At 74.0% G+C, this 26,698-nt stretch carries 17 protein-coding genes; 8 read left to right on the top strand and 9 right to left on the bottom strand.

Going from position 1 to position 26,698, the window contains the following annotated elements:
- Positions 1-279: 279 nt before the first annotated feature.
- Together BLA60_RS29440 and BLA60_RS29435 are read left to right on the top strand one after the other, a co-directional pair.
- Positions 280-1,425 carry a glycosyltransferase gene (locus tag BLA60_RS29440; RefSeq protein ID WP_075136282.1) on the top strand — a complete coding sequence of 382 codons (1,146 nt, stop codon included), beginning with the start codon at positions 280-282 and terminating at the stop codon, positions 1,423-1,425.
- A gap of 63 nt (positions 1,426-1,488) precedes the next feature.
- Complete coding sequence (locus BLA60_RS29435) at positions 1,489-2,124, top strand: SRPBCC domain-containing protein (RefSeq protein WP_075136281.1); 636 nt, start codon at positions 1,489-1,491, stop codon at positions 2,122-2,124.
- 22 nt (positions 2,125-2,146) lie between these two features.
- Here BLA60_RS29435 and BLA60_RS29430 read toward each other — a convergent pair whose 3' ends face one another.
- From BLA60_RS29430 to BLA60_RS42465, 6 genes are all read right to left on the bottom strand, one after another.
- Positions 2,147-3,886, bottom strand: a complete 1,740-nt coding sequence (locus BLA60_RS29430; RefSeq protein WP_075136280.1) for a hypothetical protein — start codon at positions 3,884-3,886, stop codon at positions 2,147-2,149.
- Positions 3,883-7,308, bottom strand: a complete 3,426-nt coding sequence (locus BLA60_RS29425) for a DUF5682 family protein (RefSeq protein ID WP_245812205.1) — start codon at positions 7,306-7,308, stop codon at positions 3,883-3,885. Before BLA60_RS29425 ends, BLA60_RS29430 begins: the two co-directional genes overlap by 4 nt.
- A complete protein-coding gene (locus BLA60_RS29420; RefSeq protein WP_075136279.1) occupies positions 7,289-8,440 on the bottom strand; it encodes an ATP-binding protein in 1,152 nt (383 codons plus the stop codon). The genes BLA60_RS29425 and BLA60_RS29420 overlap by 20 nt, the downstream gene beginning before the upstream one ends.
- Positions 8,437-13,278, bottom strand: a complete 4,842-nt coding sequence (locus BLA60_RS29415; RefSeq protein ID WP_075136278.1) for a hypothetical protein — start codon at positions 13,276-13,278, stop codon at positions 8,437-8,439. The genes BLA60_RS29420 and BLA60_RS29415 overlap by 4 nt, the downstream gene beginning before the upstream one ends.
- Before the next feature lies 1 nt (position 13,279).
- Positions 13,280-14,080, bottom strand: a complete 801-nt coding sequence (locus tag BLA60_RS29410) for a DUF4132 domain-containing protein (protein WP_245812204.1) — start codon at positions 14,078-14,080, stop codon at positions 13,280-13,282.
- Between the two features lie 185 nt (positions 14,081-14,265).
- Positions 14,266-16,455 carry an RCC1 domain-containing protein gene (locus tag BLA60_RS42465; RefSeq protein WP_084735362.1) on the bottom strand — a complete coding sequence of 730 codons (2,190 nt, stop codon included), beginning with the start codon at positions 16,453-16,455 and terminating at the stop codon, positions 14,266-14,268.
- 192 nt (positions 16,456-16,647) lie between these two features.
- On the opposite strand from BLA60_RS42465, the gene BLA60_RS29400 reads away from it, so the two are divergent.
- From BLA60_RS29400 to BLA60_RS29390, 3 genes are all read left to right on the top strand, one after another.
- A complete protein-coding gene (locus tag BLA60_RS29400; RefSeq protein ID WP_162293026.1) occupies positions 16,648-17,907 on the top strand; it encodes an endonuclease/exonuclease/phosphatase family protein in 1,260 nt (419 codons plus the stop codon).
- A 308-nt stretch (positions 17,908-18,215) separates the two neighbouring features.
- Positions 18,216-18,782, top strand: a complete 567-nt coding sequence (locus BLA60_RS29395) for a TetR/AcrR family transcriptional regulator (protein ID WP_425427102.1) — start codon at positions 18,216-18,218, stop codon at positions 18,780-18,782.
- A complete protein-coding gene (locus BLA60_RS29390; RefSeq protein WP_075136275.1) occupies positions 18,782-20,005 on the top strand; it encodes an FAD-dependent monooxygenase in 1,224 nt (407 codons plus the stop codon). The genes BLA60_RS29395 and BLA60_RS29390 overlap by 1 nt, the downstream gene beginning before the upstream one ends.
- On the opposite strand, the gene BLA60_RS29385 is transcribed toward BLA60_RS29390, so the two are convergent.
- Positions 19,938-20,315, bottom strand: coding sequence for a nuclear transport factor 2 family protein (locus BLA60_RS29385; RefSeq protein WP_075136274.1), 378 nt, complete (start codon positions 20,313-20,315; stop codon positions 19,938-19,940). The two genes, BLA60_RS29390 and BLA60_RS29385, sit on opposite strands and share 68 nt — an antisense overlap.
- 299 nt (positions 20,316-20,614) lie before the next feature.
- Between BLA60_RS29385 and BLA60_RS29380 the strand changes: the two genes are divergently transcribed.
- The gene (locus tag BLA60_RS29380; RefSeq protein ID WP_245812202.1) at positions 20,615-23,569 is read left to right on the top strand and encodes an AfsR/SARP family transcriptional regulator; all 2,955 of its coding nucleotides are present in this window, start codon (positions 20,615-20,617) and stop codon (positions 23,567-23,569) included.
- Between the two features lie 4 nt (positions 23,570-23,573).
- Here BLA60_RS29380 and BLA60_RS43730 read toward each other — a convergent pair whose 3' ends face one another.
- On the bottom strand, positions 23,574-23,744 hold the full coding sequence (locus BLA60_RS43730) for a hypothetical protein (RefSeq protein WP_154814697.1): 171 nt from the start codon (positions 23,742-23,744) through the stop codon (positions 23,574-23,576).
- 215 nt (positions 23,745-23,959) lie between these two features.
- Between BLA60_RS43730 and BLA60_RS29375 the strand changes: the two genes are divergently transcribed.
- Complete coding sequence (locus BLA60_RS29375) at positions 23,960-25,210, top strand: helix-turn-helix domain-containing protein (protein ID WP_075136273.1); 1,251 nt, start codon at positions 23,960-23,962, stop codon at positions 25,208-25,210.
- A gap of 12 nt (positions 25,211-25,222) precedes the next feature.
- Entirely contained in the window at positions 25,223-25,633 is a 411-nt protein-coding gene (locus BLA60_RS29370) for a hypothetical protein (RefSeq protein ID WP_154814696.1), read from the top strand.
- A gap of 8 nt (positions 25,634-25,641) precedes the next feature.
- On the opposite strand, the gene BLA60_RS29365 is transcribed toward BLA60_RS29370, so the two are convergent.
- Positions 25,642-26,697 (bottom strand): branched-chain amino acid aminotransferase, encoded by a 1,056-nt coding sequence (locus BLA60_RS29365; protein WP_075136271.1) that lies wholly within the window; start codon positions 26,695-26,697, stop codon positions 25,642-25,644.
- Position 26,698 lies beyond the last annotated feature (1 nt).

Here is a 26,698-nt window from a genome sequence, read left to right as displayed (position 1 = left end):
AGATTCCCGTCCGTCGTCGGGCTCCTCACGGGATGCCCGATGTTCGATCGAAGTGGCCAGATGGCTTACGGGGCAGGGTGTACGTTCGGTCGGGCGGCGAACTTGATCACTTCGACCTTAGCGGCAGCCGCAGGGTGGATCAACCATCAGTTGATCTGTCCACAAAGGACTTATGAGGTATGGGGCCGAAGAACTCGTCCGCGCGGGATGTGCAACGGTGGCCTACCTGGATGTCCGAACAGCGACAGTCCTTCGCACACAGAGCCCTGGAGACTCCGCATGCGCGTGCTCATGACGTGCCAGCCGTTCTACTCACATCTCGTTCCGGTGCTGGTACCGGCGGCGAAGGCGCTGCGCCGCGCCGGGCACGAGGTCGCTGTCGCCACGGCGCCGGCCATGGCGCCCCATCTCGCCGCCGCCGGGATCGAGCACCTGCCGCTGCCGAACGTCCTGACCCTGACCGAGTTGGTGGCCCGTCGCGCGGCGGCGCCGAAGGGGGACGTGCGCGAGGCGTCCGGTTCGCTCACGATCGCCTTCGCCGGGACGCTGGCCGGAGTCTTCGCGCGCGACGTCCTGGAGGTGGCGCGGTCCTGGCGGCCTGACGTGCTGGTACGCGAGTGCAAGGAGTTCGGCGGTTACCTGGCCGCCGAGAAGCTGGGGCTGCCGCAGGCAGTGCTGGACACCTCTCCCTACTCGGCCCTGAACCTGCCGATGGTGCGGGACGCGCTGAACGGTCAGCGGGCCGAGTTCGGGCTGGACACCGTCGACGAGCCGGGGCACCCCGAGGGCTTCCTGTTGGCCGGGGTGGTGCCGGCCGCCTGGTATCCGGACGAGCTGCGGGTGTCCACGGCCCGCCACTACCGGCCGGCGCCGCTCGCGGGCCCGCTCGACGCGTCCCTGCTCGATCTTCCCGACGACCGGCCGCTGGTCCTCGCTGGTCTGGGCAGCGTCGCGCGGACGTTCGTGCCGGAGACGCCGAAGGTGCTGGAGACGATGATCACCGCGCTGGGCGATGTGCCGTGCACCGCGGTGGTCGCGTTGGGCAGCGACCCCGACGAGTGGGCCGGGTCGCGGCCGGGCAACGTGCGACTGATGTCCTTCGTCCCGCAGCAGTTGCTGCTGGAGTCCGCGGACCTCGTCCTGACCCACGGTGGTTTCGGCAGCGTCGCCGAGGCGATCCGCACCGGCACACCGATGGTGCTGCTGCCGATGTTCTCCGACCAGTCGCACAACGCGGCCCGCATCGCGGGTCTCGGTCTCGGTCTCCAGCTCGACGTCGAGTCCGCCACCCCGGCGTCCCTCGCCGAGAGCTGCGCGCTGGTGCTCGCGGGCTCCTACCGTCACCGGGCGGCGGCGATGTCCCGGCAGTCCCGCGCCTGCCCCGGCTTCGACCAGCTCGCCGAGGACATCGCCGCGCTTGTCTGACAGTGAGGGCTTATATAAGTGACGACTGCTATGCTCTGTCCCGCGTCAGCGAAGGGACATGACATGAAGGACGTACTGGACGAACTGGCCGCCACGCGGCGCACGATGGGCACGGGCAACCTGCCCGCCGGCGACGCGTACACCGTCGAGCTGCGCCGTCGCTACGACACGGGGATCGACGACCTCTGGGACGCGATGACCAACCCCGAACGGTTGCGCCGCTGGCTGAAACCGGTCACCGGGGACCTGCGGCCCGGTGGGACGTTCGCGCTGGACGGCGGCGAGCACGGCGAGATCCTGCGCTGCGAGCCGCCGCGTGTGCTGAAGGTGTCCTGGCTCTACGGGCCGGAGGCCGACACCTGGCCCGGCACGAGCGAGGTGGAGGTGCGCCTGGCCCCCGGCCCGGCCGGCGACACCGAGTTCGAGCTGATCCACGCGGCGGTCGTCGAGGAGCCCCTCTTCCCGACCTACGGCCCCGGCGCCGGCGGCGTCGGCTGGGACCTGCGTCTGCTGTCCCTGGCCCGGCTGCTGGCCGGTCACGACAACACCGACGAGAACACCGACCACGAGTCATCAGAGTTCGTCCGGCGCAGCGCCGCGGCCTGGGGACAGGCCCACCAGGCCGCCGGCGGCGACCCGACGCACGTCGCCGCCGCGGTCGAGGCCACCACCGCGTTCTACGCCCCCGACCCGGCCTGAGCGGGGCCGAAGGGGAACCGACCTAGGCCTCGGTGTGGGACCGCCAGGCCTGCCGCGCGGTGGCGGTGGTGAACGCGCGCAGGTGCAGGGCCGCGGTCAGCCACGCGCGGGGGAAGTCGTCGGTGTGGTCGTCGGTGGTGCGGCCGAAGGCGTCCCGGTGGCGGGCGTGGGTCGTGGCGGTCAGGGTGGCCAGGACGGACGCCGTGGTGGCCAGGCCGTTCGCGGTCAGCGCACCGGTGTCGCGGTCGGCGGACGTGGCCGTGGCCACCGGGCGGCCCGCGAGGGCGATGCGGTGCACGAGGTTGCGCAGCGGGTGCAGCGGCGGCGGCACCCGCTGCTCCGGCGGCCGGCGTGGGAGGAGTTCGCGGGCCTCGCCCGTCGGGACGTGGGAGCGCTGGAGGCGGTCCAGTGCCAGATCGACGGTGCCGTTCATCGCTGACGGGAGGGTGAGGGCATCGCCCTGGACGGCGAGCGCCACCGCGGTGCCGGGGTGGTGGGGGAGCAGGCGGGCGATCACGCGCAGCCGCGCACCGGTGGCGGTGGCCAGGACACGCAGGTTCTCGCGGGTGCGGTCGTCCTCGCCGGTCAGGTCAAGAGGGGTGTCGTCCGTGGCCACGCGCAGCGCCGGGCCCGCCGCGCCGAGGACCTCCGCGTCGAGGAACAGCAGGTCGGCGCCCGCCGGGCGGTGGGAATCCGGCAGCGTGTGCGCGGCGAACGCCCGCGAAACCTGGTCGGGCAGCGGCTCCTGCCACAGGCTCACCGCCGGCGCCTCGTGCCACCCGACGCCCCGGGCGGCGACCGCACGGACCTTGCGGCCAGCGCCAAGACGGTGGTCGGGGGACGCGGTGCCGCCCGACAGCAGCAGGCCCGACCGGCCCAGCGCGCGGTGGGTGAGACCGGACTCGCCGATCGCCACCGGGCCGTTCGCCGCCGTGGCAACGCGTTCCGCGCCTCCCGGCAGGATCGCCGGGACGCTCCACAGCACCCCGCTCTCGTCGACCAGGTGGGTCACCACGCCGGCGTGACCCGTGCCGGCGACGACGGCCTCGGTGCACAACCCGTACAGCCGCAGCGACCCGACCGGGCGGTACTCGCGGCGGGCGGTGCCGCGCAGCAGGGCCGGGGCGGCGGTGCCGGTGCGCAGGTCGTGGCAGAGCAGCAGCAGGTCGAGCAGGTCCTCGGTCAGCTCCGCGCGGTCGAAGGACGGGTCGCTCGTGCGGGCGGCGGTGAGGGCGGCGGCCACCCGCAGCCCGCTCGCGGCCGCGCGGTGCAGGCCCACCACCCGGGCCCGGTGGACCGCGCGCAGCAACTCGGCCCGGACCACCGTGCCGCTGCCCGACGCGCCGGCCCGCAGCACCGTCGCCCCGGCCGACCACAGCGCGGTCGCCGCCGTGCGCTCGGCGTCGGTGACGTCCTCGGTGACGTCCTCGGCCAGGATCTCGGCCGGGGCCTCCCGTGGCGCTTCGACGGACACCGGGTCGGCGGTCGGGGCGGCGGCGACCGCGACGCCGCGGTGCAGGCACCGGGGTGCGAGCAGACACGAGCAGGTCAGCGCGTCCGAGGCGGTCAGCACGCCACCGCTCAACCGCCACGTCACCGTCGTCTCGTCGTCGAGCGGAGCGCTGGCCTGGTCGCCGTCGACGGTCACGACCCAGTCCGCCGCCCGGGCGAGCGCGGCGTCGACCCGTGTGCGCAGCCGTGGCGGCAGGTCGTCGAGGACGTCGGCCAACACCGAGGGCGCCACCGGGGGCAGACCGGTCACCCGCGCACCTTCTCCCCGACCCAGCGGGCCAGCTCCGACGGGCTGAGCGCGGCCACCGGCATCCCGGCGTCCACCAGCGCACCCGCGATCGACGTCGAGTACCGCGCCGTGCCGGTGTCGTCGAGGCTCGCGCAGCCCAGGGCCGTCACGCCCGACGCCACCAGCTCCCGCACCTGCGCCAGCAGCGCCGCGACCGGGCCGCCCTCCTCGAAGTCGCTGACCAGCACGACCATCGTGCGTTCCGGCACGGTCACCAGGGACCGGGCGTGGCGCAGCGCGCCGGCGATGTGCGTGCCGCCGCCGACCCGCACCTCCAGCAGCAGCGACAGGGGATCGCTCACCCGGTCGGTGAGGTCGACGACCTCGGTGGAGAACGCGAGGAAGTGCGTCGAGAGCGACGGCACCCCCGCGAACACCGACGCGGTCAGCGCCGCCCACACGGTCGAGGCCTCCATCGACCCGGACACGTCCACCACCAGCACCAGCCGCCAGTCGTTGGCGCGCCGGCCGCGCGAGCGGAACACCGGCCGCGCCGGCACCACCGCGACCCGCCCGTCCTGGCCCCGGCGGGCGGTGGCGAGGTTGGCGCGCAGCGTGCGTGGCAGGTCGAGGCGACCGGTGGGCCGCCGGGTCGGGGTCGGCAGCAGCAGGCCGCGCAGCGCTGGCCGGACCCGCGTCGCCAGCTGGTCGGCCAGCTCCCGCACGAGCCGCGCCACCAGTGGCCGCAGTGTCGCCAGCGCCGACTCGGACAGCCCGCCGGCCAGCGACAGGACGTTGCGCAGCAGGTCGACCGACGGCCGCACGGCGCCGGGATCGAGTTCCAGCGCCGCCTCGAACCGGCCGCCCTCGACCGCCGCCGCGAGTACCTCCTCCCGCACGCGTTCGCCGAACAGCGCCACCAGCTCGTCGGACCACTCGCGCACGTCGGGGAACGGGTCGGACAGGTCCGCGCCGAGGTCGCCGCCGGCCGCGCCCTCGCCGCGTTCCCGCCCGTACAGCTCGTCGAGCGCCGCCGCGTACCGGGCCCCACCCTGGGGCCGGTCGCCACGCCGGCCAAGCACCAGCCGCCACCGCAGTCCGGCCGGCAGCTCGACCGCTTCGTCCACAGTGGACGTCCGAAGTGCCGGCCGGTCCGTTTTGAAGTCCTGAGTGGACGGTGTGAGGCCGTGGGCGTCCAGGGCTGCCAGCGCGGTGCGTTCGGCCGCCAGCCACCCGGCCAGCTGCTCGGGATCGACGGCGCGCGGCACGTCGACACGGTCCCCGGTGCGCTGCTCGACCACCGCCAGCACCCGGGCCCGCGCGCCGGGACCGATCGACGTGAACGCGCCCCGCAGCGCGGGCAGCCGGTCCAGGAAGTCCTTGTCGGACAGGGCTTCCACCCGGTCCAGCAGCGGGTCGAGCGTCTCGGGTGCCTCCAGCAGCGGACTCGCCGCGGCGAGCACCCCGGTCAGACCGTCCCGCAGCACGGTCCGCCGGTCCGGGCCGGTCGCGTTGTCCAGCCACGACGCCATCCGCTCGCCCAGTTCCCCCGCCGAGGCGAGACCCAGCAGCACCCGCACCGCCCCCGCGGCGCCCGCGATCAGCGGCGTGCCGTCGTCGGCCAGCGCCCGCAGGGCCGCCGCGAGCCGCAACCCCGAGCCGTGCGCGTCGTGGCGCAGCCCCAACTCCACCAGCGCCCGGGCGTCGGCCGGATCGGTCGCGCCCGCCAACCCCGCCACCTGGGCCACCGCCGCGGTCTCCAACTCCCGGGACAGCGTCGGATGCGCGTCCAGCACCCCGGCCGGGACACCGGGCAGGTGACCGGCGCGCAGCCGGTCGACCAGGTCCAGCGCGGTCAGCGACTCGTCGAGGGTGCCAGCGCCCGGCAGCACGGTCGCCACATCACCCAGCAGGTCGCCGACCAGGTCAGGCAGCCCGCACACCGCCGCGTCGGCCAGGTCGGCGAGGACGGCGGCGGGCGTGTGGCCCTCGCCCTGTTCGCGACCGGACCGGCGGGCCCGCAGCGTCCCGAGCGCCGCCAGCTCCACCGTCGGGCCCCACCTCCCGGCCACCGGCAGCGTCGCGGCGGTCGCCGGGGTCCACGTCACCGTCCACCGCGTGGTCAGCGCGTCCGCGCCGCCGACACCGGTGGTCGCGGTCGGTTCGCCGTAGGGCACGCCCAGCACGGTCAACCGCCGCAGGGTCAGCTCGCGGCGGGCGTCGAGTGGGGAACGCAGCGGATCCAGCCGCAGCGCCACCGCCTCCCGTGCGCCGGGCCCCGGCAACCCCAGCTCCTCCACCAACGCCTCGACAGCGGGCGCGAGACCGGAGCGCGGCGTGCCAGGAGCGAGTACACCGGTGCGGTGACCGACCAGCACGTCACCCGCCGCGCGCGCCACGACCCGGCCGCGCCCCCACGGTTCCGCGTGGGTCAGCACGGTCTGCACCGCCTCCACGACCTCACCGCGACCCGGCGCGGGCAACCCCCGCAGCCGGGCGAGGTCCACGGCCAGCCGCAGCGCCTCCCGCGCCTCACCGGGACCGGCCGGGTGCCCCAACTCGCGGATCCTGGCGCAGATCCGCACGATCACCGCCGCCGCGGCGGCCTCGACGGCCGCCGGATCACCACCCGCGCCCAGCACGGCCTGCTGCCACTCTGGGTCGCGAATCCCCGCCGGATACCCGGACCGCTCGTCCAGCAGGTCGAACCCGTAGGGCACCAGCGAGGTCACGACCTCCCCGTGGACCCGCGCGAACTCGCCCGCCGGCCCGCCGAGCAGCGCGGCCGCGTGGAACGAGCCGACGACCGCGGCGCACCGCCGGTCACCCTGCGCCGCGACCACGCGCCGCATCCACGCCTCGCGGCGCAGGTCATGCGGGTCGACCCCGGTCGCGGACCCGGCGGCGTCCGCGCGCAGGGCCCAGCCGACCATCAACGCCGTGCGCCGCAACGACTCCGGGTCCTGCCCCGGCGCGGGTGCCTCGACCAGCCGGTCCCACAGGTCCTCGTCGTCGCGGCCGGTGACGGTGCGGCGCAACGCGTCGGCCAGCGGCGACGCCCCGCCGCCGGCCGCCCGGTACCCGTCGCGATACGCGAGCGGCAGATCACACGGCCGCACCGGCACCCCCGCGCGGCGCGCCCACCGGATCGCGGCCAACTCGGGGGAGAAGTCGGCGAACGGGTAGAACGCCAACCCCGACCCGTCGCGGTGCGCGCCGGACAGGGCGACCGGCGCCGTCAACGCCGGATCACCCAGGTGCGGCAACCACTCCCCGAGTTCCTCAGGCAGCTCGACCAGCACCACGTCGGGCTCGGCCGCGTCCAGCAGCGCGGGCAGCACGCCCGCGAGCGCGGGGGAGTGGTGCCGCACGCCGACCAGGTACGGCGTGCGGTGCGCCGCGAGCCGCCCGACCACCTCCGGGTCAGCCGTCGAGGACGTCACGCAGTTCCCACAGCCGTCGCCAGGTCCGCGCACCGGTCTCGGCCCGCCGCCGCACCGCGCCGTCCCAGTAACCCAGCAGCCGGGCCGCGTCGCTCGGGTCGTCCTTGCGGACCACGCCGAGCAGGTGCCCCGGCAGCAGCGACAGCGGGTCGCGGTCGCCGGGGAAGTACGCGTCGGCCAGGCCGAGCGAGGTCGCCACCGACACCGCCTCCGCCGTGCTCATCACCGTCGAGGGCCGCTCCACCGACCAGCCCTCCACCGACACCCCGGCCCGCAGGTCACGGAACGCCGTCACCAGCGCCTCAAGCACCACGTCGTCGAGCGCGAACGGCGCGTTCACCCGCTCCAGCGCGGTGACCGCCTGCCGGCGCACCAACGCGATCTCCCGCGCCAGGTCACCGATCGGGCCCACCGCCTCGAAGTTGAACCGGCGCTTGAGCGCCGCCGACATCTCCGACACGCCCCGGTCCCGCAGGTTCGCCGTGGCGATCACGGTGAACCCGGGCGCGGCGTGCACCGTGGCCCCGTCGGTGCCGGACAGCTCCGGCACCGCGAGCCGCCGGTCGGACAGGATCGACACGAGCGCGTCCTGCACCTCGGGCAGACAGCGGGTGACCTCCTCCACCCGCACCACACCGCCGGTGCGCATCGCCGTCATCACCGGCGAGGGCACCAGCGCCCGGGGGCTCGGGCCCTCGGCGAGCAGCAGCGCGTAGTTCCAGCCGTAGCGCAGCTGGTCCTCGGTGGTGCCGGCGGTGCCCTGCACGACGAGCTGGCTGTCGCCGGACACGGCCGCGGCCAGCAGCTCGGAGAGCATCGACTTGGCCGTGCCGGGTTCACCGACCAGCAGCAGCCCGCGCTCGCCCGCCAGCGTGACCACCGCCCGCTCCACCAGCGCGCGCTCGCCGACGAACTTCGGGCCGATCGCCAACCGGGCCGGCACCCCGGGCACCGTCACCCCCGAGGGCAGGGCGAGGGTGTCGCCGCCGCTGCCGGTGACGAACGTGACGGCCGCGCGCGGCGTGAGCCGCCAACCCGGCGGCCGGGGACCGTCGTCGTGGGCGGCGAGGAACGCCAACTCCTCGGCGAACGCGTCCTCGGCGGGCTCGACCTGCCGTGCGGCGGAACTCATCGGCGGCCTCCGGTCCGCAGCTGCTCGTAGGCGGGCGTGTCGCCGTCGAGGATCCGCTGCCAGGCGCGGGCGAACAGGTCACCCAGCGGCTCCCTCGGCACCACCACCCCCACCGGCGTGTCGGTGAACCCGAACATCGGCGCCTTCCACGACTCCAGCGGCAGGTGCGGCCGGTTCAGCGCGAGCCAGCCGCCTGGCAGGAACAGCGACCGGCCCGCCCTGGCCCGTTTGGCGGTCAGCACCAGGTCGGTGGCGGCGAGCGCGGCCCTGGCCGCCTTGAGCCGCGCCGGTTTCCAGCCCGTCCAGCGCGCGGTGTTGGCGTCGGTCGGGTCGGGCAGGGCCAGCAGTTGCAGGTACAGCACGGCGGCGTCCTCGTCGAGGCCGAACCTGGCCGCGACCTCCCGCACCAGGTCCGGGGCGGTCACCGTCGGGTCCTGCGGGGCGAGCGCCGGGTCGGTGTCCGCCGGCGCGGTCGCGGCGCAGGCCGCGGTCGTCCGGTCGTCGGCGAGGGCGTCGAGCACCTCGGGCAGCCACGAGTCGCCGGTGATCTCCGCGAGCGCGGCGAGCAGCGGCCGGTCCTCGGGGCCGGCGAGCCCTGGCCGCACCACCACACCGCAGTACCCGTGCTGGTTGCCGACCAGGTGCAGCCACGGGAGATGGTCGACGACCGTGCCCTCGGGCGGCCGTTCGGCGCCCAGCAGACGACAGACCGGCTCGGCCGTGTTCCACCGGCCGAGGTCGACCGCGAAACCGGGGGACGCCACCCGCTGGCGGGCCAGGTCGAGCGCCTCCGGCAACCGGGCCCGCGACGGCGAGCCGACCGGCAGCCGCTGCGCCAGCCACAGCAGGGCACCCGGCAGCACCCGCAGGGTGGCGGCGGCGAGGGCCTGGTCGTTGTGGTTGGTCAGCGTGGCCTCGACGAACCGCTGGTCCGGTTCCTCGGTGAGCCACGCCGTCGTGTCCGGGTTGACGAGGCTGGTGACCAGGTCCGTCGCGTTGTTCAACGGCAGCTGCTTGGCGGCGTCCACCAGCACGTCGTCCGGGACGGCCTGCCGCACCCCGTGTGTCGCGGTCCACACGTCGGCGACGGCGGCCACGTCCGGGCCGGTGGTCCACAGCAGCGCCGGGTCCTCCGGCACGGCGGCGGCCAGCAGCGCGTGCCGGTACTCGTCGCTGAGCACCCGCAGGCGCTGCCGGGCGGCCTTGGCCTCGGCCGCCGACAGACCCAGCAGCTTCCGCCGGGGCGCGTCCAGATAGGTGGCGGCCCAGTCGCGCACCTCGGGCATGCCGGCCAGCAGCACGGTCGCCTCCGCCGCGCCGAGCCCGGTCCGTTCGACCAGCGCCGGTACCGCCTCGGGCCGCCACGGCGCCGGCCCGCGCTCGGCGAGCACGTCCAGGAAGCGGGCGATCCGCTCGCGCCCGAACGGCTGCGCCACCCCGGTCGAGTCGGACAGCCGCCAGCCAGGCGGCAGCGCGAACCGGCCCGCGGCGGCGGTGTACTGCAGCCCGGTGCACCACGCCCCCTCGGCCCGGTACCGGTTCGCGTGGAACAGGGCGAGGAAGCCGTCGGGCGTGGGCACCACGCCGTCGGTGCGCGCGTCGCCGTCGGTCGGGGCGGTCACGGTGACCACCCGCCAGTGCCCGTCGTCGTCGGCGAAACCGCTGTCGGCGACGGTCCGCAGCGCGAAGACCAGCGCGTCGCGGTGGTCGTCGGGCGTGAGCGGGGAGGCGGCGCGGTGGGCCAGCGCCGCCAGGTGCGGCAGCACGCCGTACCACCGGTCGTTGCTCACCGGCAGTGACCGCTCCCGCGCGGGCAGCCGGGTGGTGGTTTCGGTGAGCGCGGCGAGCAGGTCGGGCAACGCGGACGTCGACGACGGGCTGGCGTTCCCGTAGTAGCGGCGGGCACCCTCGTACCAGCCCAGCGCGGTGTTCAGCTCGTCCTCGGTGACGACCGGCCCGGCCGGCGCGAGCGCGTCGAGGTCGGCCTCCCGCGCCGCCTGGGCGACGGCACCGAACGCGCGGTGGCCGCGCAGCACCAACGCCGCCAGCTCCACCACGTCGATCACCCCCGCGATCAGCGCCGGGTGGGACAGGCCGGGCAGGGCGTCGGTGACCGCGGTGGCGAGCGCGTCGCGTTCACCGCCCACGAGCGCGGCGTACCGCTCGGCGGAGTCGGGTCGTTCGTTGTCGAGTTCCTCGGTGGCGGCGGCGATCAGGGCGTCCACCGCCGCGCGGGACACCTGCCGCAGCGCCGCCGAACCCGCCTCGTCGCGCGGCCGGAGCAGATGCCACCAGCCGCGCGGCGCCACCAGCGGGGTGCCGGCCGCGTAGAGGGGATGGGCGGTCCTGGCGGTCACCTCGGCCAGCGGCTCGCCTCCCTCGTCGAGCAGGACCACCTGGTGGTAGTTCTCGCCGAACGCCAACTCCACGCCGCCCGGCAACGTCAGCAGCCCGGCGGGTGTCGGCCGGCCCTCGGGGAACCGCACGACGCGGCCGTCCACCCGCTCGCCCCGGTGGCCGCCGTCGGCCTCCTTGCGCACCCGCCACCCGTGCAGGCCGTTCGCCATCCCCAGTGGACTGTCCAGCGTGGCCGGAACGGCCGGCCACAGGGAGCACGTCACCAGGTCCAGCGCGGCGCCGTCGGCGGCGAAGTCCTCGACGAACGCCGGCAGGCTGGCACGCCCCTGGTCGCCGGTCGCCGGATCGACCTCCACCCACCGCCACAGGTCGCGGCGGTGGGCCAGCGTCCACACCGTCGTCCCGTCGCCGTACGCCGCGCTGCCCGTCGTGACCTCACGATCACCCGGCCGGACGGCGCGATGGCCACCGAAACGGGCGCCGTCCGCGAGCGCGATCGACGGCCGGTGGTTCTCACGCTGGTGGTACCCACGCGACTCACCGGCCGGGGTGAACACCGTGCTCGGCGCGTCGCTCCAGTACGCCGAGACGCCGTCGCGATCCTGCCAGCGCACCAGCAGCCGCCCGTCGAACCACGACACGGTCGGCGCGAACGACCAGCTGTGGCGGTGGACGTCCGGCGGGATGCGCAGGACGTGCTCGGCGAGCACCCCGTCCGGCCCGACGACCACGACGTGCTCGCCGCGACGCAACACGAGTGCCGGCCAGCCCTCCCCGCACACCACCACCGGCTCGTCCTTGCGGCCACCCACCCGCAGGCGCGTCACCGCGTCGTCGAGGGCCGGCCAGCCCAGCTCGTCGAGCAGACCGGCGCGCAGCGTGGTGTGCAGCACGGCCGCCACGTCCGTGGCGGCGATCGCCTCGGCCGCCTCCGGGACGTCGGCGAACGCCTCGCCGTGCCCGGCCACCGCCAGCTCCCCCAACCGGTCGGCCAGCCCCGGCAGACCGGGCGGTCGCGCCCGCCCGGCGCGGGCGGTGAGCCAGCGGCCCAACGCGGCCCGCAACCCGGGCACCGCCAGGGCGCCGACGAGCGCGTCCCGGTCGGCGATCCCGTCCCTGGCACCGGACCGCAGATGGTCGACGAGGCCGTCGCCGAGCGCGTCCGCGTACCGGCCGGTGGCGCCCAGCGCGGCGAGGTCACGGCCGCCCGGCTCCTCGTCGCCGAGCCACCCGTCGACCTCGAACCGCAGACGGCCGTTGTCTCCGGTGACCTCGACGCCGTGCGCCAGCAACAGGTCGATCAGGTCCAGCTCGTTGTTCCGCCAGCCCATCAGCGCGTTCACCGGTTGGCCGTCGGCGGCCAGGCGCGTCGCCATGGCCTCGACCAGCTCCAGTAGCCGACGCGACCGTGACGTGCGGCGCCAGCCCGTGGTGCGCACCCGGCACACCGCCGAGAGCCACCCGGCGGGCGACACCGCCCCCGGCTCGCCGGTCGACGGCTCGGTGAGCGCCCGGGTCGCGCCGCACGCGGTGAGGATGTCCAGCCACGTGTCCAACGCCGCCACCGACGACGGCACGAACCGCAGCACCCGGTCGCGCACGGCGTCGTCCCGGTCGGCGAGACGGACCAGCGCGTCCCGGTAGGACTTCCAGAACGCGGCGGTCGCGCCGTCGATCGCCGAGGTGTCCAGCACCGCGCGCAGCAGCCGCTCGTCCTCGTCGGCGAGGTTGCGTTTCGCCGCGCGGGCCAGCCGCCGCAGGTCCTCCGGCAGGCCGGTGTACGGGGGAAGCCCGCCGCGGGTCCGTTCGACGCACAACGTCAGGAACAGCTCGTAGGCCTCGCCGGGGTCGTGCCGGCGGGCCAGCCCTTTCGCGTGCGCCGACAGGGCTTTCGCGGTGAGCGCGCCGGCGAACGCGAACTCGAGGAACACCTCACGCAGGCGGTCCGGGTCGACGGTGAGGTCGTGCACCTCCTCGGCCTCGCGTGCCTTGCCGAACATGGTCGCGGCGTAGGTGGTGTTGCCGTGGTCGAGGAAGATCCGGCCCGCCTGCTCGTAGAACGTGGGCAGCAGGTGTGGTGCGGACCGGCCCAGCATGTCGCCGAGCGCGGTGAACCCGTCCTTGGCCGCACCGGCCTTGGACCTGGCGGTGCGGGCCAGCCGCTCGACGTCCTTGACGAGGTTCAGCGCGTGGTGGCCGTTGGCCGGGTCGTGCACCAGCGCCCACGCCGGGAACCCGAGCGCGCTGCGCTTGCCCGTCCCGACCTCGGCGGTGACGCTCGGCGCGTCGAACCCGAGATACTCGCAGGTGAGGTCCTCGGCCACCCCGAGCACGGCGGGCACGAGCCGAACCACGACACGCCCGTCGAGCGCGGGATGCGTGTAGTGCCGGGCGGTGATGGTGTCCCGGTCGTCGCCGGGCCCGACGTCGCCCGGCAGGACGGCACCCGCCGCGATCAGAGCCGTTGCGTTCCCGCTCATCTCAGGCCACCGCCTCGTCCTCGGCGACCACACGGCCGGCGTGGATCGACGACGCCATCCGCATTCCCTCCGACCACGCGACCGGCCCAACGTCGGCGAGGTGCAGTGCCGTGCCGTCGGCCAGCGCCCAGCGCAGGTCCCCCGTCCACGTCTCGCCCTCCGGATGGTCGCCGCCCAACCAGAACCGAGCTTCGACCGCGACACCGTTCTCGTGGGCGGTGTGGACGGCGTCGCCGCCACGCACCGGGTAGCCGAGCGTGCGGCACCGGCTGAACGCGTGGTTGAGCTGCTCGAACCGCCCCCCACGGAAGTCGGCGACCGACGTCTGTCCGGCCGGGAGTTCCGCCGGTTTGCCGAAGGTCTGCCGGAACAGTTGCCGCACCTGCTGCTCCACCCCCAGTTCGGCGCCGAACTCGCGTAGTTCGTCGAGGTCGTCGAGCAGCACCGGATGCGGAACGCGGACGCTCTCCGGCCGCAGGCGCACGGTGTCCCCGTCGAGCGTGACCACGCCCAACCCGCGGCTGGCGTCCGCGTCCCGCAGGAACCCGACCTCGCCCGGCCCGGCCGCGACCACGAGGTCACGCAGGGCGGCGGCCCACGCCGGGTCGGCCCACACCTGGACCACCAGGGCGGTGGGCACCGGTAACGACCGCACCATCCACTCGTCGACGCGCGCCCGGCACGCCGCCTCGTGGCGGTCGAGCCACTCCGTCAGCTGGCGCAACCGCACCACCTGCGGGTCCTCCTTCAGCGCCGGCGGCACCGACGAGAGCACCCTGCCCTTGGCGTTGCGACACTGCACCCGCCCACCGTCCCCGATCCGAACCTGATAACCGGATGCGGCGTCCAGCCAGCCCACGCTTCCTCCATTGACCATCCCTGCGACGTGACGGCTGAAGGCTAGCGGCGCACCCCGACAATCACCGGCAGGCGGCGGGTCGGGCCGTTCGGGACCTGTTCCGGTATCGGTGACCGCCGCTGAGGGCACTAGCCGACGACGGCCCCCGCCGCGCTGAGTGAGGTGACGCCGGAGGGCAGGTCCACGCGTACCGGTGTGCTCATGTCCCGGCTGGCCGGGGTGCCCAGGTGCTCCCACTCGCCCCACGACCAGGCTGTGCCGTCGGCTCGGAGGGCGTAGCCGTTGAGTCGGAGGTAGCCGGTCGGCAGGGCGACCACGTCGGTCAGACCCACCACCTGCACCGGGGTGTCGACGTAGCAGCCGGGTGGGTTGCCCGCGGAGCAGTCGACGCCGTTGCCCAGTTGGCCCCAGTGCCCGTCACCCCAGGCCCAGACCGTGCCGTCGGTGCGCAGGGCGTAGCCGGTGAGGTCGCCGGCGGCCACCTCGGTGATGTCGGTGAGGGTGGGGATCTGGGTGGGGGTGCCGTCGTGCGGCCAGGTCCACACCGTGCCGTCGGCGCGGGCGGCGATTCCCCTGCCGTGCGGCGCCGCCACGGAGACCACGTCGGTCAGGCCAGCTACCTGGACCGGGGTCCAGGCGTTGTTGTTGTTGCGATGGCCCCACTCCCACACCGTGCCGTCGCTGTGCAGCAGGTACACCGTCGACCAGCCGGCGGCGATGGCGGTGACGCCGCTGAGCGCACCGACCCGCACGGGCACCGAGGACGGCTGCCCGGCGGCGGCCGACGACCCCCACGCCCACACCGTGCCGTCGGAGCGCAGCGCGACGGCCGTGCCGTGGGTGGTCGCGATCGCGGTGACGTCGGTCAGGCCGGTCACCACGACCGGGGTCGGGGACATCCCGCCGGTCCAGCCGCCGCCGAGTTGGCCGGCGCGGTTGTCGCCCCACGCGACCACGGTGCCGTTGGCCAGCAGGGCGTAGCGGGACAGGTCGTCGATCGCGCTGGCCTGGGCGACCACGCCGGACAGGTCGACGACCCGCCTCGGTCCGGGGTAGTACCGCAGGCCCGAGCCCAGCTGCCACCGCTCGTTGGCGCCCCAGGTGTACGCGCAGCCGGTGGCGCAGGACGGCGTCGGCGCGACGAACACCCCGGACAGGTCGGCCACCACATTGGTCAGGCCGGAGTTGTTGTACACCAACGGGTTCGCGCCGGGACGCAGTTCGACGACGGCGAGGTTGGCGGCGATCTCCCCGGCGGAGAGGTTCAGCGAGGAGACCACGGGGACGGGCTGGTCGCCGGACAGCGGTGTCCAGGCCCCGAGCCAGGTGGCGGTGGTCGGCTGCACACCGGTCACGTTCAGCACCATCGCCGTGGCGTTGTCCGGTGTGGTCGCCGGGATGGCCCGGGTGGTGCCCGCGCCGAGCGTGCCGCCGGACGTGCGGGTGTCCAGCACGCGGGTCGGTGTCACCGGCAGGAAGTAGGAGCCGGACGCGGCGCTGTAGAAGCCGGCGAGGTCCACGGTCACGTCGACGGTGCCGTTGTGGTTGTACAGGTTCACCTTGCGGTTGCCGCCGACCGGGACGGTCACCAGGTTCGGCCGGATGTCCCCGGCGCCGATGTTGAGGCTCGACGAGGTGGGCTGGGTCGCGCCGGCCGGCCAGGCGGTGACGAAGGTGTCCGAGGTCGGCCGGATGGCCGTGAGGTTGAACGTCACCGCGCTCGCCGACGCCGGCACCCGGCCGGTCAGGTCGAGGACGGTGGTGCCACGGGGGCCGACCGAGTAGCCGTCCATCACGCGCCTGGGGGTGAGCGCGGTGAACCTGCCGGCGAGGGTGCGCTCGTAGCGGCCGCTCAGGTCGGCGACCAGGTGCGCGTTGCCCGTGTTGTTGTACAGGGCGATCCGGCCCTCGCCGCTGACGGCGACGGTGACCTGGTTCGACCGGATGTCTCCGGCGGCGACGTTCAGGTTGGACACGGTCGGCCGCGCCTGCCCGTCCGGGTACACGGTCACGTAGGTCTCCCTGGTGGGGGACACGACGGTCACGTTGAGCACGACGGCCGTGGTGCTCGCGGGGATCGCCGAGGACGACAGGTCGACGACGATCGCCTGCCCCGGCCCCACCGCACCGGTCCGCCCGCCGAGCCCGGTGCGGGTGTCGAGCACCCGCCTCGGTTCCAGGGCGACGAAGCTGTCGCCGGTTTCGCCGGCGGCCGCCCGTTCGGCCGGTGCGACCTCGGCGACTGAGGGAGCCACGGCGACCAACGCCGTGAACAGGACTCCGCTGACGAACGCGGCGAGCGCGCGGCTTCTCGACATGGGTCACTCCAGTGGTGGATCCGACTCAACCCCGTGCCGCGCCCCCCGCCGAGTCGGCGGTCGATCTTCGCACGGAAACGCTGCCCCGGCAATCGGTCACGGGTTAGGGTGGCTTCCGGTTCGCGGGTCGTGTCGTGAGGGGGAACCATGGGGCGTCGGGTCGTCAGTGGGGTCCTGGCGGGGGTCTTGGTGGTGGCGGGGTTGGTCGCGACACCGGCCCAGCCGGGCAGTGCCTCGATCGCGGACGGGAAGTTCACCGTCCTGCAGTGGAACGTCTGGGGCGGTCTGTCGGCCGGTTCGGTCACCGAACAGGCAAGGGCCGTGCAGGCGGTGATCGCCGAGCGTGATCCGGACTTCGTGGTGCTCAACGAGTTGTGTCAGGGTCAGTACAAGAACGTGCAGGGTTGGCTGCAACGCAACGGTTGGCCGCAGGGCGCGAACTACTCGCGGTTCGACGTCATGGATCGGCGGGGTGGCTGCGACGGGACCGGGACGGTCGGCACCGGGATCTACAGCCGGTACGAGCTGGCCGCCAGCAGCCCCGCCGAGGTGACCAGGCTGGTGAACGATCCGGACTTCGCGAACCGGGTGTTTTCCTTGCGCTGTGTCATGTTGCGGGCGAACACGAGCGTCAAGATGTGTGCCACCCACATCAGCCCGGGTGCCGACGGTGTTCGCGACACGCAGGTCGGCCAGGTCGCCGCCACGGTGAACTCGTACGTCAGTGCCGGGGACGTGGTCGTCCTGGCCGGGGATCTCAACACCCAACCCCACGAGGGACGGCTCAACCAGCTGTACTCCGCGAGTGTCGACACCGAGGTCAACGGGGACAACGTCGGCGAGTTCCGGGAGCTGGACGACAGGACCGGCGGTGACGGCAGCTACCCGTGCCTCGGGTACGGCCAGTTCACCAAGTACTACGACCGTGACATCCACCCGGCGCCACCGGGATGCGGCGCCAGGGGCAAGAAGATCGACTACGTGTTCGTCAGCGAGAACCGCCTGGGCGGTGGCTACGACGAGATCGACGTGCTGCCCATTCCGAACGGGTGCGGCGGGCCGTGCTCGGACCATCACGCCGTTCTCGGCGGCTTCGCCAAGGACTTCACGGTCCAGACACCCGACGGGTACGTCCGTCCCATCTACCACCACGGCGAGATCGTCGCCACCGTCGAGTGGAACGACCACGCCGACGACGACCACGGCCGCGACCTCGACGACCTGACCATCTGCGACGTCGCGGCCGACAGCCTCGCCCCGTACCTCAAGGCCACGAACAACGGCCAGACGTTCGAGGAACGCATCGACGGCGGCAAGGACCACTGCGAAACCCAGGGCGTGGGCGACCTGTCCCCCGAGGGCGCCACGATGAACTTCGAGATCCACTTCTCGGCGGCGGGATCCAGCGGGCCCACCGAATGGAACGGCATCACCTACACGGTCATCGAGTAGCCGCCAGCGGCGCTTCTGCGCGTTCGCGGGGCGTGAACGTCAGCAGTAGCGCCACGGCCAACCGCGGGCCCTCGTCGTCGACTCCGGTCACCGGCGACGTCGGTCATCGCCGCGTCACCTGGATCCGCTCCCTGTACCGGGTCGCGCCTTCTCCCGGCAGAGATGGTCCGTCAGGTGTGGGGAGAGCCTGACCGAGCGGAAGCACCCCGAAGTGTGGTTGCCAGCGCTTCCGTCGTTGACGGGTGGGCTACGATCAGGGCAGTCGTACAGGACGAGTGTTCAGGGCGATCGCCCTGGTAGGAGGTACGGTGACGGCGGCGGTGCGCGGACAGGAGGTGCGGCAGCGGTTGCTGGCCGCCGCGGCGGAGCTCATTCCCGAGCGGGGGTGGACGGCGGTGAGCACGCGGGTCCTGGCCGAACGGGCCGGGGTCACGCCGAGCGTGGTGCACTACCACTTCCCGTCGCTGGGGGCGTTGTTGAACGAGGCGGCGGTGGGGGCCATGCGGCAGGTGCTGGACGGGGTCGACGGGATCCTCGGGCTCGCCCGCACGCCGGCCGATGCCGTTGAGGTGTTGCTGGGGTCGACCGACCAGTACTCGGGGAACGATCCGACCTCACTGTTGTTCGTCGAGGCCTATCTGGCCGCCACCCGCGACGAGGGGCTCCGGGCGGAGATCGTCGGGGTCGTTGACGGGTTTCGGCGGCGGTTGGGGAGTTGGTTCGGGGAGCGGGGGGTTCCGTTGGCGGAGGAGACGGCTTCGGTCGTGGCGGCCTGTGTGGACGGGGTGCTTCTGCACCGGGGACTGGGCGTCGGCGCGGATCCCGCCGCAGTGGTCGCTGTCGTGCGTCGGCTCGTGGGGCGGGAGGAGGGCTGATGAAGGTCGTGGTGTGTGGTGCGGGGATCACCGGGTTGGCCATCGCGAACCGGTTGTCGTCGCTGGGCAACGACGTCGTGGTGGTGGAGCGGTCGCCAGGACCCCGGCCCCAGGGGTACATGATCGACTTCTTTGGGGCCGGCTACGACGCCATCGAGGCGATGGGGCTGCTGCCCGCGCTGGAGGACGTCGCGTACCGGGTGGAGGAGGCGAGTTTGCTCGACGGGCAGGGGCGCCGGCGTGCGGGGATCGACTTCGGTCGGTTCGCCGGGGCAGTCGGGGGGCGACTGCTCAGCGTGCTGCGGCCCGACCTTGAGCGGATGCTGCGTGAGCACCTGCCCCCGGCGGTGGAACTGCGGTTCGGTTCCGCCGTCGTCGACGTCGTTGATCGTGGTGACTCCGTTCGGGTGGGCCTGGCTGACGGGTCGGAGCTGGCGGCCGATCTGCTGGTCGGCGCCGACGGTGTGCACTCGTCGGTGCGGCGGTTGGTGTTCGGGGACGAGAAACGGTTCCTGCGGTATCTCGGATTCCACACCGCCGCTTATCAGTTCGACGCGCCGCGGATCCACGACGCGATCCGAGGACAGTTCTGTCTGACCGACACGGTCGGGCGGCAGATGGGCTTCTACGCCCTGCGCGACGGGCGGGTCGCCGCCTTCGCCGTCCACCGCACACCTGATCCGACGTTGCCAGGCGACTTTCGGGCGGGCGTTCGGGAGTTCTGTCGCGGTCTGGGGTGGGTCGTGCCGGAGGCGCTCGACCGGTGCCCACCCTCCGAGGACGTGTACTACGACCAGGTCGCCCAGATCGTGATGCCGAACTGGAGCCGGGGGCGGGTCGTGCTGGTGGGGGACGCCTGTTACGCGGTCTCGCCGCTCGCCGGGCAGGGCGCGTCGTTGGGGATCGCCGGTGCCTATCTGTTGGCACACCAGGTGGATCAGGCACCCTCGCTCGGTGACGCGCTCGCCGAGTACGAACGGCTGTGGCGGCCGATCGCCGAGGAGAAGCAGAAAACCGCCCGGGGTGGCGCCCGGTGGTTCCTGCCGACCTCGCCGACACAGCTGCGGGTGCGGCGGGCGGCGTTGCTGGCCGCGCGGCTGCCGGTGGTCAACCGCTACGTCGCGGCGGTCGTCGCGGGCAAGTCCACCGCGCTCATCAGGAACCTGCGGGCGTCGGCGGACGCCGGTGGTGACTGTGGATCAGTCCGCAGTCGGAGAGGGTGAAGACGTCGGCGAAACCGACCGTTCCGTTCGGGGTGGTGTACTGCCCCGTCACGGTGACCGTCCGGTCGCCGGGTTCGATCGTGCGGAGATCGTGCGCGCCCGGCGGAAGCGCGCGCAGCACGCGGACCGCGTCCTCGCGGCCGTCGGCGTCACGCGGGCCGACACCGCGCAGTTCGGTGTGCTCGTGCACCAGCGACGCGTAGGCATCCAGTTCCCCCGCGTCCAGGTAGGCGTACAGCAGGCGGACGTGGTCCACACCGGCCGCCATCAGGGCCTCGCTCGGCGGGAGGCTGGGAGTTCTGCCGGCCATGGGGTATTTCTCCTCTGGTACCGGGGGCGTGTCGTTGATACTTCCGACCCCCGGCATCCCGCCGATATCCTCGTGTTATCCCGGCGCCCGGCCTTGATGGCCCGAATGGGGGAATCCACCTCGTGTCGGATGGCGCACATGTTGGGGCACCGGAGTGATAGTCAGACGCGGCCATTACCACGTAGATTGAAGGATCGTCCACCTCTGGCCGGGGCGACGTCGAACCGTGTGCTCGTCGAGAAATGGCAAATGAATTGGTTGCGCAGGACCCGAACCCCACCTTCCGCATACTCGGCCCGGTGGACGTGGAAGGGCCCGACGGCCCCGTCCGCATCCCGCCCGGCCGCCAGCAGGTGATCCTCGCCTTCCTGCTGCTGGACGCGAACCAGGTCGTCAGCATCGACAACCTCGTCGACGCGCTGTGGGACGAGGACCCGCCGGACACCGCCCGCACCCAGGTCCAGATCTGCGTGTCCCGGCTGCGCAAGAACCTCGCCATCGGCGGCGTGAACGTCGTCATCGAGACCAAACGGCCCGGCTACCTGCTGCGGATCCCCGGCGAGGACCTCGACGCCCACACCTTCACGACCACGGTCACCAGCGCCAGGGCCATCGCCAGGAAAGGGCGGACCGCCGAGGCGGCCGGCATGCTGCGCGCCGCGGTCGCGTTGTGGCGCGGCGGCTGCCTCGACGGCATGGAGAGCCGCGCCCTGCGCACCCGCGCGCTGCGGCTGGACGAGGAACGCCTCAGCGCCATCGAGGACTACCTCGAACTCGAACTCCACCTCGGACGCCACCGCACGCTCGTCGGCGAGATCACCCACCTGACCCACGAGAACCCGCTGCGGGAACGGCTCCGAGCCCTGCTCATGATCGCCCTGTACCGCTCCGGGCGGCAGGCCGAGGCGCTCGACACCTACCGCGAGAGCCGCGACATGCTCATCGAGGAACTCGGGCTCGAACCCGGGCCGGAGCTGCGGCTGCTGGAGAACGCGATCCTCGCCGGCGACGAACGCCTGCTCGTCCCCGACGCCGCCGGCGAACCCGAGGAACCCGAGCCGCGGCCACCGGCGTCACGGACCGCCTGCCCGCGCCAGCTGCCCGCCGACACCGCCGACTTCGTCGGCCACGACACCGTCCTGGACGCCGCCCAGGCGGTGCTGACAGGCGCCCAGGCGGTGCTGGCCGGCGGCCACCGCGCGGTCGGCGTCGTCGTGATCACCGGGCGGCCCGGGGTCGGCAAGAGCACGGTCGCCGCGCACCTGGGCCACCGCGTCGCCGCCGAGCAGTTCCCCGACGGCCAGCTGTACTGCGACCTGCGGGGCACCCGCGCCGAGCCGAGCGCCGCGTTCGACGTGCTCGGCCGGTTCCTCGGCGCCCTGGGCATCCCCGGCCCGATGATCCCGCACGACCTCGACGGCCGGTCCGACATGTACCGCACGTTGCTCGCCGGGCGGCGGGTCCTCGTCGTGCTCGACGACGCCACCAGCGAACGCCAGGTCCTCCCGCTGCTGCCCGGCAGCAGCACCTGCGCGGTCATCGTCACCAGCCGCGCCCGGCTCACCGGCGTGCCCGGCGCGCACCGCATCGACCTGCCCGTGCTGGACGCCGCGCGGTCGCTCGCGCTGTTCGGCGCGGTGCTGGGCACCGAGCGGGTGGCGGCCGAACACGCGGCGGCCGAGGCGCTCGTCGCGACCGTCGGCGGTCTGCCGCTCGCCGTCCGGATCATCGCCGCCCGGCTGGCGGCGCGACCGCACTGGACGCTCGCGTCGATGGTGCACCGCCTCGCCAGCGAACGGCACCGCCTCGACGAGCTCGCCCACGGCGAGATGACCATCCGGGCCAGCCTCTCGCTCACCCACGACGGCCTGGACAGCCGGTCCCGCGAGCTGTTCGCGCTGCTCAGCCAGTTCGACGGGCCGTCACTGCCCGGCTGGCTGGCCGGTGCCGTGCTCGACGACGACCGACCCTTCCCGTCCGACCTGCTCGAACCGCTCGTCGACGTCCAGATGCTGGAGGTCTCGTCGGTGGCCAGGACCGGCGAGTTCCGCTACCGCTTCCTGGACATGCTGCGGCTGTTCGCCAGGGAGAAGGCCGGCGCGGAGATCCCGCCGGCACGCCGGGCCGGCGCGGTGGAGCGGGTCGTCGGCGGTTGGCTCGCGCTGGCCGAACAGGCCCACCGCCGGGTGTACGGCGGCGACTTCACCGTCCTGCACGGCGCGGGCGTCCGCTGGCAACCGGACCCGGAGTACGTCGCCCAGGCGATGACCGACCCGCTCGACTGGATGGCCGGCGAGCTGGAGAACATGTGCGCGGCCGTCGGGCAGGCGGTCGGCGCGGGGCTGCACGAGGCGAGCTGGGACCTGGCGGTCACCGTCGCGACGCTGTGCGAGCTGCGCGGCCACCTCGACGAGTGGCAGCAGACCCACCAGACGGCGCTGACCGCGACCCGGGCGGCCGGCAACATCCTGGGCACGGCCGCGCTGCTCGGGTCGTTGGGGACGCTGTACCTGACCCGGGGCCAGAACGCGCGCGCCCACGAGACGCTCAACGCGGCGCTGACCGACTTCGTGGCGCTGGACGAACCGCGCGGCGCCGGGCTGTGCCGGCGCGACCTCGCGCTGCTGGCCCGCCGGGCGGGAGAGGACGACCTGGCGCTGTCGCTGTACGGGCAGGCGATCGCCGACTTCGGGCGGGTGGAGGACATCGTCGGCCGGGCGACCGTGCTGACCCAGCGGGCGCACATCCTGAGCCGGCGCGGGGAGTTCGCCGCGGCGCGGGCCGACCTCGCGGACGCGATGGAGATCAACCGGAGCGTCGGCTACGCGGGCGGTGTGGCGCGGGCGCTGCGCCGGCTCGGCCAGGTGCAGGCCCGCAGCGGGTCGCACGACGAGGCGGAGCGCACGCTCGTGGAGGTGCTGGCGATGGTGCGCCGCAGCCGGGACGTGATCGGGGAGGGGCACCTGCTGTTCAACCTCGGCGAGGTGACGGCCGCGGCCGGCCGGTACGAGATGGCACGACGCTGGTTCACCGAGGCGCTGGAGGTCCGCGAAACGATCATGGACCACCGCGGTGGTGCGGTGGTCCGGACCGCGCTCGCCGGCGTCCTGGAGCGGACGGGCGAGCCCGCGGAGGCGGCCGGGTTGCTGGAGCAGGCGGTGGCGGTGTTCGCCGAACGGGGCATGGAGCGGGAGCGGGTCGCCGCCGACCGGATGTTCGCGCGGATCAGCGGCACGCGACGGCCGGAGGAGTAGCGGGTCAGTCCCAGGGGTCGCTGGGCGGCGGGGCGGGCGTGTCGGTGCTGGTGGTGGGGGGCACGGTGTCGGTGACGTCGGCGGTGGCGATCGCGGCGGCGCCGGCGGTGAGGGCGGCGACGGTGACGGCGGTGGCGACGGCGAGGCGGGCGGCGGCGGCGACGGTGCGGAACATGATGGGGTTCCTCCCTGGATTCTGGCTGGTGTCTCGCTTGACGTCTTCGACGCTATGGGCCGGCTTTATCCCGGGGTTATCCCGGCGTTTGCACCCCGGCAGCTCGGCCCGGTCCGGCGTTGTGGCTGGTGACGGGGTTAAGCCGGGGATGCCGGGGTGATAACCGACCGGCGCGACAGTGGGCCATGCACACCGTGCGACCGGGAGGACGAGTGATGGCCAACACCGCACTGGCGGACGACAGCGTGACCCAGTTCGGCCCCTTGTTACGCAGGCACCGCACGTCGGTCGGCCTGACCCAGCGCATGCTCGCCGACCTGTCCACCGTGAGCGTCCGCGCCATCCGCGACCTCGAACGCGGCAAGGCCCGGCCCCGGCAGGACACCGTCCGGCTGCTCACCGGCGCCCTGCGGCTGGGCCGGTGCGCGAGTGAGGACCTGGAGTTGGCGGCGGGTGTGCGGGCGGGCCGGGCGTTGCGCGAGGAGTACGGCCCGCACGTCGCGGCGCCGCCGACCGTGCTCACCCCGATGTTCGGCCGCGACGCCGAACTCGGTGCGGTGGTGCGGGAACTGGACAGCGGCGAGGGCCGGCTGCTGACCCTGCACGGCCTTCCCGGTGTCGGCAGGACCCGGCTGGCCGCCGAGGTGGCCGCGCGGCTGCACCGGGCGGGCACCCCGGTGCTGTGGGTCAGCGCGCCGCACGCCGACGGTCCGCTCACCCAGCCCGTGCGTGACCTGCGGCTCGCCGGTGTCGTCGGCTCGGTCGCCGCCGCGTTGTTCGACCCGAGCGGGGGTGGCGCCGCGCTGGCCGAGCTGGTCGGGGACCGCGACACCCTGCTGGTGGTCGACGGTGTCACCGGCGCCCGCCCCCGCGCCGACGCGCTGCTGGGCCTGCTCGGCGACTGCCCGCGCCTGCGGGTGCTGGTCACCGCCGACGGCCCGTGCGGCCTGCCCGGCGAGCGGCCGTTCCTGCTCGCGCCGCTGCCGGTGCCGGTGGCCACCGAGCCCCGCGTGCTCGCCGACGAACCCGCGGTGCGCCTGTTCGTCCACCACGTCGCCGCCGCCCGGCACCTGTCCGCCGCCGACGCCCCCGACATCGCCGAGGTCTGCGCGCTGACCGACGGGTTGCCGCCCGCGCTGGCCGCCGCCGCGTCCTGGCTGGCGGTCTACGACCTGCCGACGCTGCGCGAGGTGCTGCGCGCCGACCCCGCCGCGCTGGTCGGCGCCGACCTCATGTCCCGGCTGGCCGCCCGGGTCGCCGCGCTCGCCCCCGCCGACCGCGCGGCGCTGGTCGGGCTGGCCGGTGCCGCCCGCACCCTCGCCGAGGTCGCCGCCGGCACCGGCCGCACCGTCGCGGACGCGGGTGGGCTGGTCCGCGATCTGGTGCGGCGCGGCCTGCTGCTGGTCAGTCATTCGGCCGGGCAGTCCCGGTTCGCCGTGCCCGTGCTCGTCGGGGCCCTGCTGTGAGGGGATCGCCGTATGTCCGGACCATCGCGGATCGGCGTGGGACGCCTGGGCGCCGCGGACCCGCTGTGCCTGTTCGTGCCCTCCGACGCGCCCGCCTTCCGGGTCGAGGGCGGTGTCGAGGGCGGTGTCGATGGCGGTGTCGATGGCGCTGCCCAGGGTGTTGACCACGTGACCGGTGCCGCGCTGTGGGCGCTGACCGTGCTGGGGCAGGGCCACCTCGGCGGCACCCTGGTGCTGCTGACCGACACCGGACCGCCCGCGCTGGCCGAGTGCCTCGCCGCCGCGATGGCGGTCGACGACGCGGTCGCGGGCGGCCACCGGCCGGGCGCCGGGCCGGGGGCGGGGCTGGTCGAGCACACGCTGGCGACACCGCACGCGCTCGCCGCCCTCGCCGCCGCCGCCGGCGTCGACCCGGCCTGGTAGGACCCGGTTCACCGGACGTGGTGCAGCCAGCCGTGCGGGTCAGGGACGGTGCCGCGCTGCACCGCCATCAGCGCCGAGCGCAGCGTGCCGGTGACCGGACCCATCTCGCCGTCGCCGATCACGAAGTCGCCGTCGCGGTCGCGGACCCGGCCGACCGGGGTCACCACGGCGGCGGTGCCACACGCGAAGACCTCGGTGATGGTGCCGGCCGCGCACTCGGCGCGCCACTGGTCCACCGACACCGGCGACTCGCCGACCCGGTAGCCGTGCTGAGCGGCGAGCGTGAGCAGCGAGTCCCGGGTGACTCCGGGCAGCAGCGTGCCGGTCAGCGGCGTGGTGAACACCTCCGCGCCGGCGCCGTTGCCGCGCACGAAGAACAGGTTCATGCCGCCCATCTCCTCGACCCAGGTGCGCTCGGCGGCGTCGAGCCACACCACCTGCTGACAGCCGGCCTCCTGGGCCCTGCGCTGGGCGACGAAGGACGGGCCGTAGTTGGCGGCGCACTTGACGTTGCCGGTGCCGCCGGGCATGGCGCGGGCCTGGTCGCGGGAGATCAGCACCGACACCGGCTCGACCTTGTCGCCGAAGAACCCGCCGGCCACGAACGCCATCACGAGGAACAGGTACTCCTGCGACGGGCGCAGCATCAGGTTGGCGTCGGTGCCGAACATGAGCGGCCGCAGGTAGAGGCTGTGGTCCGGGTCGTCCGACAGCTCGACCTGGTCGGCGGCCACCAGCTGGTCCACACCGGACACGTACAGCTCCTCCGGCAGCTCCGGCATCGCCAGGCGCGCGGCGGAACGCTGGAAGCGGCGGGCGTTCTCGTAGGGGCGGAACACCGCCATCGACCCGTCGGCCTGGCGGAACGCCTTCATCCCCTCGAAGATCACCTGGCCGTAGTGCAGGCCGATGGTGGCCGGGTGCATCCGCAGGTCGGTCATCGGCGCGAGCGTGCCGCCGTGCCAGCCGAGGTCGGGGCTGTAGCGCAGGCTGTAGAGGTTGCGGGTGAAGGCGTCGCCGTGGCCGGGGGAGGTGGTCTCGGGCTTGTTGAGCAGCGCGGTCATC

The organism is Actinophytocola xinjiangensis, from assembly GCF_001921215.1.
GTDB lineage: Bacteria > Actinomycetota > Actinomycetes > Mycobacteriales > Pseudonocardiaceae > Actinophytocola > Actinophytocola xinjiangensis.
The sequence above is the reverse complement of the archived record's forward strand: the minus strand, read 5'-3'. Positions and strand labels throughout refer to the sequence as shown.